This is a genomic window from Arthrobacter sp. B1I2, from assembly GCF_030816485.1.
GTDB lineage: Bacteria > Actinomycetota > Actinomycetes > Actinomycetales > Micrococcaceae > Arthrobacter.
Window position 1 is genome coordinate 3,445,816 of sequence record NZ_JAUSYC010000001.1, and the last position, 15,750, is coordinate 3,461,565.

Annotated in this window: 16 protein-coding genes; 9 read left to right on the forward strand and 7 right to left on the reverse strand. The window is 62.2% G+C overall.

Translation table 11 applies throughout. The features are described from left to right. Window positions 1-3: 3 nt before the first annotated feature. The 3 genes from QFZ57_RS16070 to QFZ57_RS16080 are packed head-to-tail and all read right to left on the reverse strand — an operon-like array spanning window position 4 to window position 3,096. A complete protein-coding gene (locus tag QFZ57_RS16070) occupies window positions 4-873 on the reverse strand; it encodes a carbohydrate ABC transporter permease (protein WP_306631324.1) in 870 nt (289 codons plus the stop codon). Further along, the gene (locus QFZ57_RS16075; RefSeq protein WP_306631325.1) at window positions 863-1,822 is read right to left on the reverse strand and encodes a carbohydrate ABC transporter permease; all 960 of its coding nucleotides are present in this window, start codon (window positions 1,820-1,822) and stop codon (window positions 863-865) included. Before QFZ57_RS16075 ends, QFZ57_RS16070 begins: the two co-directional genes overlap by 11 nt. Next, complete coding sequence (locus QFZ57_RS16080) at window positions 1,819-3,096, reverse strand: extracellular solute-binding protein (protein WP_306900927.1); 1,278 nt, start codon at window positions 3,094-3,096, stop codon at window positions 1,819-1,821. Before QFZ57_RS16080 ends, QFZ57_RS16075 begins: the two co-directional genes overlap by 4 nt. A 201-nt stretch (window positions 3,097-3,297) precedes the next feature. Between QFZ57_RS16080 and QFZ57_RS16085 the strand changes: the two genes are divergently transcribed. After that, a complete protein-coding gene (locus QFZ57_RS16085; RefSeq protein WP_306900928.1) occupies window positions 3,298-3,882 on the forward strand; it encodes a DUF624 domain-containing protein in 585 nt (194 codons plus the stop codon). Window positions 3,883-3,922: 40 nt separating this feature from the next. Further along, a complete protein-coding gene (locus QFZ57_RS16090; protein WP_306900929.1) occupies window positions 3,923-4,966 on the forward strand; it encodes a LacI family DNA-binding transcriptional regulator in 1,044 nt (347 codons plus the stop codon). Between the two features lie 574 nt (window positions 4,967-5,540). Here QFZ57_RS16090 and QFZ57_RS16095 read toward each other — a convergent pair. The 3 genes from QFZ57_RS16095 to QFZ57_RS16110 form a co-directional block, all read right to left on the reverse strand. After that, on the reverse strand, window positions 5,541-6,707 hold the full coding sequence (locus tag QFZ57_RS16095; RefSeq protein ID WP_306900930.1) for an IS30 family transposase: 1,167 nt from the start codon (window positions 6,705-6,707) through the stop codon (window positions 5,541-5,543). Window positions 6,708-7,231: 524 nt separating this feature from the next. Continuing rightward, window positions 7,232-8,083: a hypothetical protein gene (locus QFZ57_RS16105; RefSeq protein ID WP_306900931.1), complete on the reverse strand. Its 852-nt coding sequence runs from the start codon at window positions 8,081-8,083 to the stop codon at window positions 7,232-7,234. Continuing rightward, window positions 8,080-8,727, reverse strand: a complete 648-nt coding sequence (locus QFZ57_RS16110) for an RNA polymerase sigma factor (RefSeq protein WP_306900932.1) — start codon at window positions 8,725-8,727, stop codon at window positions 8,080-8,082. The genes QFZ57_RS16105 and QFZ57_RS16110 overlap by 4 nt, the downstream gene beginning before the upstream one ends. Before the next feature lie 125 nt (window positions 8,728-8,852). On the opposite strand from QFZ57_RS16110, the gene QFZ57_RS16115 reads away from it, so the two are divergent. The 3 genes from QFZ57_RS16115 to QFZ57_RS16125 all read left to right on the forward strand — a co-directional run bounded on the left by QFZ57_RS16115 (window position 8,853) and on the right by QFZ57_RS16125 (window position 10,379). Next, window positions 8,853-9,260: an SHOCT domain-containing protein gene (locus QFZ57_RS16115; protein WP_306900933.1), complete on the forward strand. Its 408-nt coding sequence runs from the start codon at window positions 8,853-8,855 to the stop codon at window positions 9,258-9,260. Window positions 9,261-9,377: 117 nt separating this feature from the next. After that, window positions 9,378-9,605: a hypothetical protein gene (locus QFZ57_RS16120; protein ID WP_306900934.1), complete on the forward strand. Its 228-nt coding sequence runs from the start codon at window positions 9,378-9,380 to the stop codon at window positions 9,603-9,605. Between the two features lie 306 nt (window positions 9,606-9,911). Then, on the forward strand, window positions 9,912-10,379 hold the full coding sequence (locus tag QFZ57_RS16125; protein ID WP_306900935.1) for a GNAT family N-acetyltransferase: 468 nt from the start codon (window positions 9,912-9,914) through the stop codon (window positions 10,377-10,379). Between the two features lie 350 nt (window positions 10,380-10,729). On the opposite strand, the gene QFZ57_RS16130 is transcribed toward QFZ57_RS16125, so the two are convergent. After that, window positions 10,730-10,966, reverse strand: coding sequence for a hypothetical protein (locus tag QFZ57_RS16130; protein WP_306900936.1), 237 nt, complete (start codon window positions 10,964-10,966; stop codon window positions 10,730-10,732). 261 nt (window positions 10,967-11,227) lie between these two features. On the opposite strand from QFZ57_RS16130, the gene QFZ57_RS16135 reads away from it, so the two are divergent. From QFZ57_RS16135 to kdpC, 4 genes are read left to right on the forward strand one after another with little or no spacing between them, the layout of a single operon-like run. Next, entirely contained in the window at window positions 11,228-11,326 is a 99-nt protein-coding gene (locus tag QFZ57_RS16135) for a potassium-transporting ATPase subunit F (protein WP_306900937.1), read from the forward strand. Window positions 11,327-11,329: 3 nt separating this feature from the next. Beyond that, window positions 11,330-12,970, forward strand: a complete 1,641-nt coding sequence (gene kdpA / locus QFZ57_RS16140; RefSeq protein ID WP_306900938.1) for a potassium-transporting ATPase subunit KdpA — start codon at window positions 11,330-11,332, stop codon at window positions 12,968-12,970. Then, a complete protein-coding gene (gene kdpB, locus QFZ57_RS16145) occupies window positions 12,967-15,129 on the forward strand; it encodes a potassium-transporting ATPase subunit KdpB (RefSeq protein WP_306900939.1) in 2,163 nt (720 codons plus the stop codon). The genes kdpA and kdpB overlap by 4 nt, the downstream gene beginning before the upstream one ends. Before the next feature lie 9 nt (window positions 15,130-15,138). Further along, entirely contained in the window at window positions 15,139-15,720 is a 582-nt protein-coding gene (gene kdpC, locus QFZ57_RS16150) for a K(+)-transporting ATPase subunit C (protein ID WP_306900940.1), read from the forward strand. The last annotated feature ends 30 nt before the right edge of the window (window positions 15,721-15,750 follow it).

Genomic DNA, 15,750 nt, shown 5'->3' on the forward strand with positions numbered 1-15,750 from the left:
GGATCAGCCCTTGAGGCCTGCGCTGGCCATGCCCTCAACGAAGCGCTTCTGGGCAAAGATGAACAGGATGATCATGGGCAGCGTGGCGAGCGTGGCGCCGGCCATGAGGTAGGGCCATTGCACGTTCAGAGGATCCTGCGAGAAGATCGCAAGCCCTACCTGCAGGGGCCGGAGCTCATCTGAGTTGGTGACGATGAGGGGCCACAGGAAGCTGTTCCACGCCGCTTCAATCTGGAAGACACCGATGGTGACCAGAGCCGGCTTGACCAGGGGCGTCATGATCCGGAAGAAGATCCCGAACTCTCCAAGTCCGTCCACCCGCGCTGCGTCGGCCAGCTCGGAAGGAAGCGTGACGTAGAACTGGCGGGCCAGGAAGGTATAGAGCGGTGCGATCGCCAAGGGAATGATCAGAGCCCACCAGGTGTTGAGCCACCCGGTCCCGCCCATCCCGAGGATGTCATTGCCGCCAAAGAAGGGAATGGACTTCACCAGCAGGAACAACGGCACCAGAATGATCTGGAAGGGAACCATCATCAAGGCGATGAAATAGTTCAGGATTCCCTTTGCTCCGCGGATCGGAGCTTTTGCCAACGCGTATCCGGCCATGGTGCAGAAAACCAGCGTCAGCGCGGTTTCCCCAAGGGTAAGGACCAGGCTGTTCCAGAAATAGCGGAGGAATGGTGCTGCGTCCATTGCCTCCACAAAGTTGGACCAATGGAATTCCGTGGGCAGCCAGGAGAACGTACCAACTTCGCCGTTTGATTTGAGCGCGGTGAGGATCATCCAGATGAACGGACCGACCATGAGCAGACTGCCCAGTGCGAGTACGACATAGAGGACTACGCGCCCCGGCGTGAGATTCTTACTGCGCATCCTGGTTTTTCCTTTGCGAACGACCACCCAGGTAGATGAAGGCAGCGACGAGTATGAGCATGATCACCGTTTCGGCCGAGGCATAACCGAGGCGGAGGCCTTCAAAGGCATTGTTGTAGATGTCGAAGGTCAGCACGGTGGTGGAATTGACCGGACCGCCCTTGGTCATGACGAAGACAAGGTCGAAGACCTGGAACGTCTGAACGATGGCAGTGATCAGCACGAAATAGTGGGCCGGGCCGAGGGCGGGCCAGATGACGCTGCGGAAAACCTGCCAGCGATTGGCGCCATCCAGGTTCGCAGCCTCAAGCAGTTCGTTGGAGACGCCCTGAAGAGCCGCCAAGTAGACGATCATCTTGGCACCCAGTCCTTGCCAGATGCCGACGGCCATCAGAGCAGGCAGGGCCGTGGCGGGGTCGTTCAGCCACTCGGAGCGGGTCAGCCCGAAAAGGCTCCCTACGGCGTTGGCCAGGCCGGCGCTGGGGTGGTAGATCCAGAGCCATACCGAGGCGACCGCCACGGTCGCGGTCACGACCGGCAGGTAGTAGACAGTCCTGAAGAAACCAAGGCCTCGGATCTTTTGGTTTAGTCCCAGCGCGATGATCAGCGCCAAAACCATGGACAGGGGAACGACGGCGAGCGTGTAAAGGATGGTGTTGCGGAACGCCGCTTGGAAGCGGGCGTCCTGGAACAGCTCGACGTAGTTTTCCGTGCCGATCATCTGCCAGGCGCCGGAAAAATCGTAGTTCGTGAAGCTCAGAAAGATTGCGGCGAGGGCGGGCACGGCGAGAAAGAATGTCGAGTGCAACAGGGCCGGTGCCAGGAGCAGCCAACCGGCACGGGACTGCTGTCGGGTAAGACGTGACTTCCGCCCCGCAGGGCGTGCGGCGCGGGTGCTAACCGCCCCCGCCGCACGCACCGCTGGTTTGGCCTCTTTGAGAGTGCTCACTTTGACTGCTGCTCCAGAGCCTTGAGCGTTTCCTCGACTGACTTCTTACCCAGAAGGGCATCATCAAGGCTTGTTCCAAACGTCCCACGCAATTCGAGCCAATTGGCGGCTCCGCCCTCAAACTTGGCGTCGCCAAGGTTTGCGGCCACGAACGTGCTCGCGGGGTTGGACTTTACGACCGGCGAATCCGCGGCGTCCTTGCCTGCCGGGACCGCGAAGTTCAGGGTCGCGATGCCGGCCTCAGCCTCCGGCTTGCTGAGCTCCTGGATGAAGTCCCACGCCGCTGCCTTAAGCTTGCTGCTCTTACCTACTGAGGCAAGCTGGCCGCCGGTGAACATGGAGCCTTCCTTGTCTTTGACGTTGAAGTAGACGAGGTCATCACAGACGGCCTTGCCTACGCCCTTGTCGGAGCAGTCAATGTAACCGCCGGTGAATCCTATGGCAGCTTCGCCCGTGTTGACCAGGGGGGATTTCGCGGCGTTCTGTGCACCGTACTTCTGCACGTTGTTCACCATGCTCTTCATCCATTCAAGGGTCTGCACGCCCTCGGAACCGGAGAACTCTGCTTCGCCGTCGGTGTTGTACAGGGGCTTGCCCAGTGACCCGAGCAGAGCAACGAAGTCCTGGCGGTAGCCACCCGGCGCCGCCCAGAAGTCAAATCCTGCCTGGGTGATGTTCCCGACGGCATCCTTGACGGTGAGCTTCTCGGCAGCGGTCTTGATTTCGGCCATGGTTGTCGGCGGCTTTGACGGATCAAGACCCGCCTTCTCGAAGAGTGATTTGCGCAGGGCCAAAGGCTTGGGCCCTGCGATCAACGGAACGGCGTAGACCTTGCCCTTGTATTCCGAAGCCGGGACGAGGGCGGGGTTCGTCGACTTGCCAAGCGATTCGGCGGTGGCACCGAACGTTGAGAGGTCCTCAAAGACGTTCTTGGCGGCGAACGGAGGCACCCAGCCGATCCCGGTCACCAGGACGTCGTAACCCTGGCCTCCAGCAATGGAAGTGGAAATTTTCTGGTTCAGGGTGTCGAAGGTTGCGAAGTCAGGTTCGACAGCTACTTGCGGATATTTGGTCTTAAAGGAAGCCACCACCTTCTCAAGCTCGGCTTTGCCTTCGTTGCTGGCGGGGTAGCTCGGAACCAGGACCCGAAGAGTTCCTGTCACTTCCGCGGGGTTCGAAGCGGGGGCAGTAGATGCACCGCCGGAGCCGCAGGCTCCCAGAGCCAGGGTGCCGGCGACTGCCAGCGCGAGAAATCCTGCACGTCGACGTGCCATATCAAATCCTCCTGATGTAGCCACCCGGCGTTGGATGGCGCTGCATCGAGTGTATGATATCGATATCAGAGGCGCAAGTCACAGCGGTCATTCCATAGGATGATGAGACGTGAAGCGGCTCCGGTCCCCCGGCAATGATGCTGCAGACACTGAATGGAAGTTATGGAACAGCAAAGGCGCAGACCCCGAAGTGCGGCAGTCATGGCTGCTTTTGAAACTGTCGGGGACACCCTCCTTCTGCAGGTCCTGTTCCTGCTCGCCAGCCTTCCGATGTTTACTGTGGTTCCTGCGGCCGTCGCTTTGCAGCGCGCACTGCGCAAAACGGTCATCGAAGAGTGCCCCGGGGTGGCCCGATTTTTCTTGAGGGAGTTCTGCTGGGCCTGGTCCCGTGCTGGATATGTGGGCTTGGCCCTGCCGGTAGCCATGGCTGCAGCTGCCTTTTCCATACTGTTCTGGCTGGCAACACCAGGAGTTGCCGGCGTGCTGGCACTGTGCGTAATCATCCCGATCTGTGGCATAGGGGCCGCGGCTTACGTGGCACTGTTGGCCGTGTCCATGGTTGCCGAGGATGACGTCACCGGCCCGGAGCTTTTGAGATCGACTCGGGGTCTGATGCTGGCTAAGTCCCTGCCCCTTGCCGGCTGCATGGTTGTCTTGAGCACCTGGCTGCTTCTGGCCTTCCGCCTGCCGACCTTGATTCCGCTAGGCAGCGGATTAGTCCCTGCCTTTCTCGCCTGGCTGCTCGTCCGCCAACAAATGGGCGCCCGCAACAGCGCCACGGGATAACCTTCCCCATAGAGCTTCAATTGGAACGGCAAGGACGGACATGAGAATTACGAAAGATTCCCGCCAACCGGTGATCGCCGACGTGGCCCGCCTTGCGGGTGTCTCCGTACCAACAGTCTCGCGCGTTTTAACCGGAAACATCCCGGTTAGCGAGGAGCGTCGGCAGAGAGTGTTGGCTGCAATCGAAGAGCTGAATTACCGACCGAGCTCACTAGCCAGAGCGCTCAAAAGCGGCGAAAGATCGATGATCGCGATCTTTGCTGCCAGCACCTCCACCTATGGCTACGCCAACACGCTGGCCGGCATCGAGGAGGTGGCGCAAGGAGCAGGCTACTCCGTCGTGATATCGGCTGTGAAATCTTCCGAAGACCAGGATGTGAAAGCCGCGCTCGAAATAGCCCTGCAACAGCAGCTTGCAGGGATCATCGTCCTCGACTTCGATCCATCAGGCGCAGAGGTGCTAAAGCAACTGCCGAAGAGCATACCCACTGTCGCTGCATCCGGGTTCTCAGCTGGCCAGCCCGGCTTTCCCTACGCGTTCATTGATGAGTACGCAGCCGGACGCGAGGCCACGCAACACCTGCTCGACCTGGGACACTCAACAGTCCATCACCTGGGCCTTTATCCTCTGACCCAGTTCTCGGGGCGATACCAAGGATGGCACGATGCACTCTCGGATGCCGGCATCAAGCCGCCCCCTGTACTCGAAGCCTCCCGCGCCCCGAGATCGGGCTACGAGCAAGGACTTCGAATCGCCGCCGATCCAGGAATAACAGCTGTCTTTTGCTCAAATGACGGACTCGCTCTCGCAGCCCTCCGCGCACTCACCGAGAAGGGAGTAACGGTTCCCGACGAGGTATCCATCATCGGCTGGGACAACCAGCCCTTCAGCGAGTTCACATGGCCCGCCCTGAGCACAGTCGCCCCCGACTTCAAGGACCTCGGCATTAGAGCCTTCCGTTTGCTCCAACAGCAGCTGTCCGGAGCGGAGGAAATTGCTGACTCAACGGTCCGACCCCAACTTTTGGAAAGAGAATCCACCGCCGCACCAGGTCGGCGGCCAGTAGCCTCCCCCTCCCAGTAAGCGCCGTGCAGGGCAACTACGTTCACAGCCGTACGCGACCCCTATGTGATTGGACGCAGGTCCAGAGCCAACTCAAGCGAAATTGTCCAGTCAATCCACGCCCCAATCTGACGTCAATCAGGTTCAAAGGGGTGGTCGGAGTAGAAATTGATCCTTCTATTCTGACAATGCCTTGCGAATACTCTTAGATCGGAAACTGGCAGCCCTGACTCCGCCGACCGCCAGCGCAAGCGCCCGGCTTCATCTGGGCCAGGTCGCCCGTTGGTACGTGCGATCGATACAGTAATTGAGGCTCCCGCCCGTCATGGTGCCGCGCTCCCCGACGCTTGATCGCAATAGGGCATCCGCACTGTTTGTCACGCTGCCTCAAGGGTCCCGCGGTCCTGTCCAACCCGGAAGTCACGCGCCGCGCGTTACGGAGATACCCGTCGCCGGTGCCAGCACGGGCACACCTAAAGCAGTGTGTTTGTTTCCGCGCCTCGCTCCAATCAGCTCCGGCCGACGCCCGCTCGCCTGTCTCATAACTAAGGATGAGTACTCGAGGCGAATTCCAGTGGTGCCTGCAACACCGGACTTAGTTGACTGGGTTCGAGACTAGCTCGGAGAGGACTTCTGCGGGCGTTCGGTAGCCGTGTCGTTTCCGTGGCCGGCGGTTGAGTTCCGCGGCGACGTTTTCGAGGATTCCGGGCCCGTGGAACGACAGGTCGGTGCTTTTCGGGAAGTACTCGCGGAGGAGCCCGTTGGTGTTTTCGTTGCTGCCGCGTTGCCAGGGCGAGTGTGGGTCGCAGAAATAGATCGGCATACCGGTCGCCATCGTGATCTCCTGATGCCGGGACATCTCCGCTCCTTGATCCCAGGTCGTCGAACGGCGCAATTGCTCGGGCAGGCTGTTCATCGCGGTGATCATGGCATCGGCGACGGTGCGGGCGGTGTGGTCCTCTGGCAGATGCAGCAACATCACATATCCGGTTGTGCGTTCGACAAGGGTCCCGATCGCGGATTTCGATGCCGTTGAACCGATGATTAAGTCCCCTTCCCAATGGCCGGGAACGGCGCGGTCCTCGACCTCGGCCGGCCGGTCAGAGATCATCACCATCTCCTGGAACCGTTGCGGGCGAGGACCCTCCGACCTTTGCGGGCGCCGACGCACCCGCCCGGACCGTAGCGCCGTCGCAACTTCCAGGCGCAAGGATCCGCGGCCCTGGACGTAGAGGGCCTGATAGATCGTTTCGTGTGACACCTGCATCTCCGGATTCTCCGGATGCTCCACCTTGAGTCGGCCCGCGACCTGTTCCGGGCTGAACCGGTCGGTGAGCATCGTGGTGACCTGTTCACGTAACGCTAACCCGTCCAGCTTCCGTGGCTTCGGCCTGCGCGCACGAGCCCACGTCTGCTCCTGCGCGAGCGATGGCGAATACCGGTCACTGACGCGGTTCCTCGCGATCTCCCGGCTGATTGTCGACGGAGCCCGGCCCAGGAAGGCGGCGATACGACGTACTCCATGGCCCTGGGCAAGCTGGAAGCCGATCTCTTCCCGCTCACGCAACGACAAAAGCCCTGCACGGGGCACACTGAAATCCGGAAGCGGCGATGGCAACACCTTCTGATGGTCGCTCAACCACCGGTACGCGGTCGGACGCGACACCCCGGCCGCCCGCGCCGCTACGGCTACCGCCAGCCCGGCATCCAGCCCTTCCCAGAACGCTAAACGAACACTCAACCGCGACCACGGTCTGCCCATCGATGACACCCCACAGAATTCAGGGTGTTGCACTCACCACCTGAACTCGCCACGCAAGGGTTTCGAGACAGTCGGGGTGTGTAGCGTTTAGGGCACCTTCACCGGGCATTTATGCGGGCGGGGTATACGGGACACCTCGAAATCCGTCCTCGCAAAGCCGCACGTCAGAACCGGATTGTCGCAGTTAGGGACCGGCTTACGGGACGTTATGCTGACCGTCCCCCCGGGTGGTGGAACAAGACCCGTGAATAGAACGCGGCCGCCCGGGCTCGTACTACGAGTACCTCCTGCTTCAGGGGGCCAGATCCAACCATGTACCGAACTTGGAATCACCCGCCAGACCCTCTACCCGCACGTGCCGCCCAGCGGGGAGTTGCGACCCGACGGCGAAAAGCTACTTGCGAGGTAGACGCACAGGGAGTTACCCGTGTTGCACCTGGACATTTTCAAGGCCTGCGTTCAATTGGGTTGGGGCAAGCGGCTGGGCTCTGCTGCTGACCCGGTCGACAGCTGGGATATTGCGGTCAGGGGACGATACTCCCAAGGCCCTCCCACTCTTTGGTCACGTTGTTGAGAACGGTCGTCCCGGTGCCGGATCCTCTTACTTCTCGGAAGCCATACTGGAACCCTTGGATGGAATATTCTTCGGCTGTTCCATCCCTGTACTGCTGGGGCAACAGGAGTGCGATGTAATCCTTTCCGACCTTGATCTCAGCATCCTCGGAATACATTTTTTTGACGTACTCGATTCCGGTTGGCTTCTGACCGCCGTTGAGGTTCGTGAACTTGTCCTGCTGTTGGGGATTGAGGCTCTTCCAGTACTCATCGAAGGAGACGATTCCACCACCCTTGTTGTAGGTCAGCTGAGCACCCGGTTTCACGTCTCCCTTGTATACCGTTTGGATGGTCATTTTTCCGATGGTCTGGGGGAAGGTGTATTGATCGAAGATGGGGCTGTAGGTGCGTCCACCGTCGATTGAGTCGATGTGCACGCGGGCCACGACGGGAACCGTGTTGAATCCGTAATATGGGTCCTTCAGGTCCCAAATAAAGTCAGAGGCGGTTTCAGTCTGCTGAATTTCGTCACTTGGGATGGTGGCGTATGCGTCATGAGAATTCGCTGCTGCATTGTTGGGGGGCTCGGCAGCCGCGCAACAGGCAACGGAACTTTTATCCGTGGCGGGCTGTTGCAGTGCTATGGCTGCTCCGCTGACCGCCAGGGCGACCGCCACGCCGGACAGAAGGATCTTTTTGCCTTTGGTGTGCTGGAAGCTGCGGTTTTCCGGGGTTCCATCTTGGGCAACTTTAGTCAGGAGCTCTTCAATAGCTTTGCTGCGTTCCACGGTGAAGTGCGGTGACCCTGTGATCTCATTCATGGTGTGCCCTCTTCAGGAGTCAGTGAAGTTGCCGGCAGCAGGCCGTCGTGTGGATTGAGCAGCTGGGACAGTTTGTGTTTGGCTCGCGAGAGCCGAGACTTCACTGTCCCTGGTGGGATATTCAGCAACTGGCTTACCTCGGCGGTACTCATCTCCTCCAGAACGCAAAGGGCAACGATCTCCTGGTCCTTTCGGCCAAGAGTGCGGTAGGCCCGATGAAGGAGCTGGGATAGTCGGTCCTGGTCAACGGCCTCGGCTACGTAGTCTCCGTGATCCGGTGCCATCTCTGGCTGGGGCAGTTTCCGGATGAGCTTTTCATACCGAAGAGCGGACCGCCGTCGGTTCCTAGCAACGTTGGTAGTTGTTACCAGTAGCCAGCCGACTATGGAATCGTTAACCAGTCGAACCTTCGACCTGCAACGCCAAGCTTCGAGGAACACCATCGCGGTGACGTCTTCAGCCTCATGGGGAGTCCCGACAAGGCGCAGGCTATGACCAAAGACTCTGTCCCTGTGGAGAACAAAGAGTGAAGCGAACGCGGGACCGTCACCTTCTAAGACGCGCAACCACAGGTCACTGTCCGTATGCGCCTTTCCTTGGTTCCCCATACCCATAAGTGTCCGGCAAGCCCGTTTCGGTTCCATAGGAACTAGGGAACTTTCTTGAGACCTCTCCCACCGGCCGTTAAGCGATCCCTTACCGGGTGGCTGTGGGACTCCCACGAAAACTGGGATGTTCAATAATCTAAGTTGGGGCTACGCTTCAGCACATGAACGAGCACGCGGTACCCGGTCCTGCCGACGGGTACTTGTTTGAGTTCAAGGGAAAGCACCCCCTTCGTGAGACCGCCCGCTGGGTATCTGGCGTCGGTCTGGTTTGCGCGGGAGTATCCATCGCGATCATAGGGAACGTCTTCCATTCCTACTTATCCATGCCGCTTGGGATTGCAGTAGCGGTTCTTGGCGCCATCATGCTCGTCTTGTACTCAATGACAAAGAGCCGAACGAAGGATGTGGCGGCTGCTCCTGGCCGGGCTGGCAAGCGCCATGTAAAGAACGGAAGCACCGGACGGGATTCGGTTGCAGCGGATCTTGCCCTTCTAGCAGACCTCTATTCGAGGGGTGCCCTCAGCGCAGAAGAATTTTCCGCGGCCAAACGTCGCATACTCGATAGCTAAGCCTCCACAGCTAAAGCCGCCCGGTAGACGATCGTCTACCGAGCGCCACTGTGTACCAGGCGGATAGGCCGTCTAGCGATTCACTCGAGCCGCGACCCTGACGGGTGGGAGGGCTCGTTGCCGTTCAACCTTTTGTGGCTCTTCCGAGAGGAAACAGCTATCGCCATAGCAAAGACCACGACGCAGGCTACAGGCACGGCCAACGCATCGGGAGCTATCGGGCTGAAGTTTCTGACTATCCATGCGACACCCGAACCAACCGGGATCGCTGCAATCAGCCATAACCAATTCATCCAGCGCGGCTGGACTTTCCGTTCTTCCATGTTCCCCATTGCCGAAGCATAATCCCGCCTCCTGCGGAATGCCCCAGTTGCTTTTTACTGGAACCGAACTGATACCAAGCCGATCCGGGCTGAGACTCGACGTAGGCCACCGTCCGGTGAAGGATGGCTAAACGGACCAAAGTCGAAAACAACCTCAAACACAGAGGCCAGCGAGTCTCGTCGCTTCGCATCGTAACGCTATACCGGTTCGTCACAATAGAGCGCGACTAGAGGTGCACCTTCACGTTGATGACACGCGGGGGCGCACTCATCGGGGCGGAACCGGATATAGGCAAGCCCGTCTGTCGGGCACTTAGGATTCTCTTCAATGAACAGTTCGCGTCGTTCCCTCCGAATCGCAACCGCCCGTGACGGCCCACAACTCTTACGGCTGTGGGCGCTGCTCTTTGATGAGGCCGCGACTGCTGCCGACGAGCCGTGGAGGAGCCACGCTCAAGAGTGGTTCGCCCGCCACGTCGGCGACTCCAGCGCTGCTCGGTTCCCGGTCGTCGACATCGGTGGCGAAATCGTCGCAACCGCAATCGGCACACTTGAACTGGGCGTTCCCAATCATATGTGTGTCCACGGGCGAACCGTCCGGCTCGCGAATGTCATCACTCTTCCCGAGCACCGTGGCTGCGGGTACGGAACCCTTCTGGTCCGCGACGTAATCGAATGGGCCAGGTCGATCGATGCAGATCGGGTGGACCTCAGTTCAACGGAGGTGGGACAGGGCCTCTACGACAAGGAGGGGTTCGTTTTGACGTCTGCTCCGCGGATGAAACTCATTCTTTGACGGGCGCGACCGAGATCACGGGAGCTAACCCAGGATTCTGCCTGATGAGACTCGATCCGGCCGGTAGAGGATCCCCTTGCGGGCTGCACCAAGCGCCAAATAGCGCCGCGAAAAAGCCGCCATTTATCGCCGAAAGTCACACGTATACCCAAGTTCTCTCACCCGGTCATTGTGCCTCAGAAACCCCCGGTCGGCACCCGCCTGAGACGATCCACGGTGAGACATCTTTCCAAGACACGCGGCGGCCCGGCAGGACGCCGGTTCCTTCGATCCTCATCGACGTGACGGCCGTGTCTCGAAAAACTGTACTTAGATGAGACAGCAATTCGTGGTGCAAGACTCGGTACTGCCTAGATGATCGGCGCGGGGTCCTCACCGTTGGCGATGGTTTCGATCCAGTCCGTGGCGGCGTCGGTCAGTTGGTGTCCATCAGCCGAGTCACCTGCCCACCATTCGGGTTCTGTGGCACCGCGTGTGGCAACAAGGATGTCCGCGCTGACCTGCGGGTTGAGGGGTTCCCCGTTGTGGGCAATTAGCCAGTTCCTGGTTTCGTCGGTGACCAGGGGCCGCCACTCTTGGATCTTCACGGAATCAGTGTCGCTCCCGGGGATATCGCCAGTAAAGGCAGACGGTGTTAAGGATGCGTAAGGATCGGGGCCCGAACCGTTAGGGAGGTATTAAGGACCTGTCCGGGCCCACGGGGCCGGTGTTCACTGATTCCATGGCGGCAGGGTGCTGCCGTGGAAGGGGTGTGTCATGGCCGATGTGGCCGTCGTGGCGATCTTGTTTGTGCTGGCGGGCTTGGCCGTATGGTGCTTGTCCGCGCTGTCGGGGCTGGTGGACGGGAAATGAATGGCGAAGTCATTGCGTGGACGGTTCTGGGCCTGGTGGCCCTGGCCTTGTGCGTGTATCTCGTGGACCAGCTGTTCCGCCCGGGAGGCCGCTGAGCCATGCAGTTCAACGTCCTCTCGTTCATCACCCAGATAGCGATCCTGATCGTGGCGCTCGGAGCCGTGCACCGCCCGCTCGGTGCGTACCTTGCCAGGGTCGCTGACGACACCGGTCATCTGCGCCTGGAGCGCTGGGTCTATCGCGCAACCGGTGTGGGGGCTGACAGTTCGCAGACCTGGAAGGCCTACGCCCGCAGTGTCCTGGCGTTTTCGATCGCAGGCGTCCTGTTGCTCTACGTAGCGCAGCGGATCCAGCCGCTGCTGTCCGGGGGGCAGGCCGCGGGCGTGGACCCGTGGGTGGCGATGAACACCGCCGTGTCCTTTGTGACCAACACCAACTGGCAGGTCTACGTGCCCGAGACGACTCTGGGGTTCGTGGTGCAGATGGCTTTCCTCTCGGTCCAGAATTTCGTGTCGGCTGCGGCCGGTATCGCGGTGTCGTTCGCGCTTATCCGCGGGATTGCCCGCCGTGGCTCCGGTTCACTGGGCAATTTCTGGGTGGACCTGACGCGCCTGATGTTCCGTGTCCTGCTGCCGCTGTCGGCGGTTGCAGCCGTCCTTCTCATGGTCGGTGGTGTTGTCCAGAACTTCTGGCCGACCGAGGTGCATAACGCTGTCACCGGGGTTTCCCAGACGATTCCGGGCGGCCCGGTCGCGAGCCAGGAGGCCATCAAGGAGCTCGGCACGAACGGCGGCGGGTACTTCAACGCGAACTCGGCGCACCCGTTCGAGAACCCGACGCCGTTCACGAACCTCTTCGAAGTCTTCCTGCTTCTGCTGATCCCCTCGGCCCTGCCCTATACGTTCGGGCGCATGGTGGGTGACCGGAAGCAGGGTTACACGGTCCTGACGGTGATGGGTGCGCTGTGGCTGCTCTCCATGACGGTCATGGCCTGGACGCTTTCAGCTGCCCCGAACACGGGCGAGGGCATGGAGCAGCGTTTCGGGCCGGCGGCCAGCGGCATCTTCGCGACGGCGACCACCCTCACGTCCACCGGCGCGGTCAACGCGGCGCACGACTCGCTGCCACCCCTGGCCGGCGGCATGGCGATGTTCAACATGATGCTCGGTGAGGTCGCACCGGGCGGGGTCGGCTCTGGCCTGTACGGCATGCTTGTCCTTGCGATCGTGGCGGTGTTCCTCGGCGGGCTCATGGTCGGGCGGACACCGGAGTATCTGGGCAAGAAGGTCCAGACCCGGCACATGACACTGGCTGCCCTGTACCTGCTGGTGACCCCGGTCCTGGTGCTGGTGCTCACCGGCGCCGCCGCCCTGATCCCGGACGCCGTGGCACAGGCCCCGGCCCAGGGGCCGCACCAGTTCAGCGAACTCCTTTACGCGTTCACTTCCGGCGCCAACAACAACGGATCCGCCTTCGGCGGGATCACCACCTCCGGGCCCCTGCTGTCATCCCTGATGGCGGCCGCGATGTGGCTGGGCCGCATTGTGCCGATTCTGCTGGTCCTCGCCCTGGCCGGCTGCTTCGCAGCACAGGAGCCCATCCCGCCCTCGCCCGGGACACTGGCGACCTACGGGCCGCTGTTCGCCGGGCTCCTCGGCACTGTCACGTTCCTCCTCACCGCCCTGAACTACTTCCCGGCACTCGCGCTGGGACCCATCGCCGAAGGAACCTTCCGATGACCACCACCCATAATCCGCAGCGGGACGTCCCCACCCCGCCGCCGCACGGTGCACCGGGCCATGTCCCGGCCCCCCGCGTGACCGAGCTCTCCGGCCATGCCTACAAACGCCGCAAGGCCTTCGACCGCCGGCTCATCCTCGCCGCCATCCCCCAGTCGTTCACCAAGCTCGACCCGCGGCAGATGGCCGGATCCCCGGTCATGTTTACCGTCCTGGTCGGCACGGCAGTCTCTGCCGTGGCCTGCGGCTTTCAGATCGCCCAAGGCAGCCCGGCCGCCGTCTTCAGCATCGTCATCACGGCGTGGCTGCTATTGACCGTCCTGTTCGCCAACTTCTCCGAAGCCCTCGCCGAAGGACGCGGCAAGGCCCAGGCAGACAGCCTGCGCGCAGGGCGTGAAGGCCTCACAGCCCGCCGGCTCCGCGGAGAGGCCGAAGAACAGGTCCCGGCCCCGGACCTGAGGAAGGGCGACCTCGTCATCTGCGAGACCGGTGACGTCATCCCATCCGACGGTGAAATCGTCGAAGGCCTGGCAATGGTCGACGAGTCCGCGATCACCGGTGAATCGGCGCCGGTGATCCGCGAATCCGGTGGCGACCGTTCCGCGGTCACCGGCGGAACGAAGGTCATCTCGGACCGGATCGTCGTACGCATCACCGCAGAACCGGGCTCGACGTTCATTGACCGGATGATCGCCCTCGTCGAAGGATCCCAGCGGCAGAAAACCCCCAACGAGATCGCCCTCCACGTTCTGCTCGTGGCCCTCACCATCGTCTTCCTCGCCGTCACTGTCGCCCTGGTGCCGTTCGCCAACCTCGCCGGCGGCGTCCCCTCGCCGGTCGTGCTCGTGGCCCTGCTGGTATGCCTCATCCCCACCACGATCGGCGCGCTCGTCCCGGCCATCGGAATCGCCGGTATGGACCGGCTCGTGAGGCACAACGTCCTCGCAACCAGCGGCCGCGCCGTCGAAACCGCCGGGGACATCACCACGCTGCTGCTCGACAAGACCGGCACCATCACCTTCGGCAACCGCCGCGCCGTGGACTTCCTCCCCGCACCGGGGATACCCGGGGACGAGTTCATCGAAGCGGCACGGCTGTCCTCCCTCGCCGACGAAACCCCCGAAGGCCGCTCCATCGTGGACCTTGCCATCGACCGCGGCGCCACGGGCCCGGGACTCGACGAGCTCGCCCGCCTGCGGCCCGGGGCCGTCACGGCCGTCGAATTCACCGCGGTAACCCGGATGAGCGGACTCGACGATGGCCCCCGCCGCTACCGCAAGGGCGCAGCCTCGGCCGTGGGCCGCTGGGTGTACGACCTCGACGGCGTCCTGCCTGAGGAAGTCAACGACGACGTCGACCGCATCGCCCGCGACGGCGGCACCCCCCTGGTCGTCGCGCTCGACGACGCCGGCCGGCCGCGGGTACTGGGGACGGTGCACCTCGCGGACGTGGTCAAACCGGGCATCGCCGACCGCTTCGCGGCACTGCGCCGCATGGGCATCCGGACCGTCATGATCACCGGCGACAACAAACTCACAGCGGCAGCGATCGCCCGCGAAGCCGGGGTGGACGACTACCTCGCCGAAGCCACACCCGAGGACAAACTCGCCCGCATCCGGCAGGAGCAGGACGCCGGGCAGCTCGTAGCCATGACCGGCGACGGCACCAACGACGCACCGGCCCTCGCCGCCGCGGACGTCGGCGTCGCGATGAACTCCGGCACCCAGGCCGCCAAGGAAGCCGCCAACATGGTCGACCTCGACTCCGATCCCACGAAGCTCATCGACGTCGTCGCAATCGGCAAGCAGCTGCTGATCACCCGCGGTTCGCTCACCACGTTCTCCGTCGCGAACGACATCGCCAAGTACTTCGCGATCATTCCGGCCCTGTTCGTCGCGGCCTACCCGGGGCTGGCCGTGCTCAACGTCATGGGTCTCACCAGCCCCAAAAGCGCGGTGCTCTCCGCGGTCATCTTCAATGCGGTCATCATCGTGCTGCTCGTCCCGCTCGCCCTGCGCGGCGTGCGCTACCGGCCCGTGACGGCGCAGCAGGCCCTGCGCCGAAACCTGCTGATCTACGGTGTCGGCGGAATCATCATCCCGTTCATCGGCATCAAGCTCATCGACCTGCTCCTGGCCATCGTGCCCGGCCTGCACTAAAGGGACCCCATGAACGCCTACCTCCGCCAACTCGGCACCTCACTGCGCTTCCTTGCCGTAGCCACAGTCCTCCTCGGAGTGCTCTACCCGCTGGTGATCTTCGGCGCCGGCCAAGGCATGGCCCCGGGCCAGGCCAACGGGTCAATCGCCCGGCTCAACGACCGCCCGGCCGCGTCGACGCTCATGGCCCAGTCCGTGCCGGACGGCGAGGACCGGTTCTTCCACCCGCGCCCGTCCGCGGTCAAGTGGGACCCCTCGGCATCGGGGGCGAGCAACCTTGGCCCATCGGACCCAGCCCGAGCCAAGGCCGCAGAGGAAGAACGCGCGATGGTCGCGGCGCGGGAGGGCGTCCCGGCGGCGTCCGTGCCGGTCGACGCCGCCACCGCCTCCGCCTCGGGCCTGGACCCGGACATCTCCGCCGCCTACGCCCAGCTCCAAGCGCCGCGCGTCGCCCGGGCCACCGGCCTGAGCTCCGCCGAGATCGACAAGCTCATTACGGACGCCACCAGCACACCGGTTGCGGGCCTGCTCGGCCAGCCCGCAGTCAACACGACCAGGCTCAACCTCGCCATCGGCGCACGCGTCCAATAGAACCCCGGAGAGACGGAGGCTGGAAGAATC

What these genes read in the sequence shown, in the direction of transcription:
- QFZ57_RS16070 (WP_306631324.1), bottom strand. Translation starts at nt 873, where the DNA reads ATGCGCAGTAAGAATCTCACGCCGGGGCGCGTAGTCCTCTATGTCGTA.
- QFZ57_RS16080 (WP_306900927.1), bottom strand. Translation starts at nt 3,096, where the DNA reads ATGGCACGTCGACGTGCAGGATTTCTCGCGCTGGCAGTCGCCGGCACC.
- QFZ57_RS16085 (WP_306900928.1), top strand. Translation starts at nt 3,298, where the DNA reads ATGGCTGCTTTTGAAACTGTCGGGGACACCCTCCTTCTGCAGGTCCTG.
- QFZ57_RS16090 (WP_306900929.1), top strand. Translation starts at nt 3,923, where the DNA reads ATGAGAATTACGAAAGATTCCCGCCAACCGGTGATCGCCGACGTGGCC.
- QFZ57_RS16095 (WP_306900930.1), bottom strand. Translation starts at nt 6,707, where the DNA reads ATGGGCAGACCGTGGTCGCGGTTGAGTGTTCGTTTAGCGTTCTGGGAA.
- QFZ57_RS16105 (WP_306900931.1), bottom strand. Translation starts at nt 8,083, where the DNA reads ATGAATGAGATCACAGGGTCACCGCACTTCACCGTGGAACGCAGCAAA.
- QFZ57_RS16110 (WP_306900932.1), bottom strand. Translation starts at nt 8,727, where the DNA reads ATGGAACCGAAACGGGCTTGCCGGACACTTATGGGTATGGGGAACCAA.
- QFZ57_RS16115 (WP_306900933.1), top strand. Translation starts at nt 8,853, where the DNA reads ATGAACGAGCACGCGGTACCCGGTCCTGCCGACGGGTACTTGTTTGAG.
- QFZ57_RS16125 (WP_306900935.1), top strand. Translation starts at nt 9,912, where the DNA reads ATGAACAGTTCGCGTCGTTCCCTCCGAATCGCAACCGCCCGTGACGGC.
- QFZ57_RS16135 (WP_306900937.1), top strand. Translation starts at nt 11,228, where the DNA reads ATGAATGGCGAAGTCATTGCGTGGACGGTTCTGGGCCTGGTGGCCCTG.
- kdpA (WP_306900938.1), top strand. Translation starts at nt 11,330, where the DNA reads ATGCAGTTCAACGTCCTCTCGTTCATCACCCAGATAGCGATCCTGATC.
- kdpB (WP_306900939.1), top strand. Translation starts at nt 12,967, where the DNA reads ATGACCACCACCCATAATCCGCAGCGGGACGTCCCCACCCCGCCGCCG.
- kdpC (WP_306900940.1), top strand. Translation starts at nt 15,139, where the DNA reads ATGAACGCCTACCTCCGCCAACTCGGCACCTCACTGCGCTTCCTTGCC.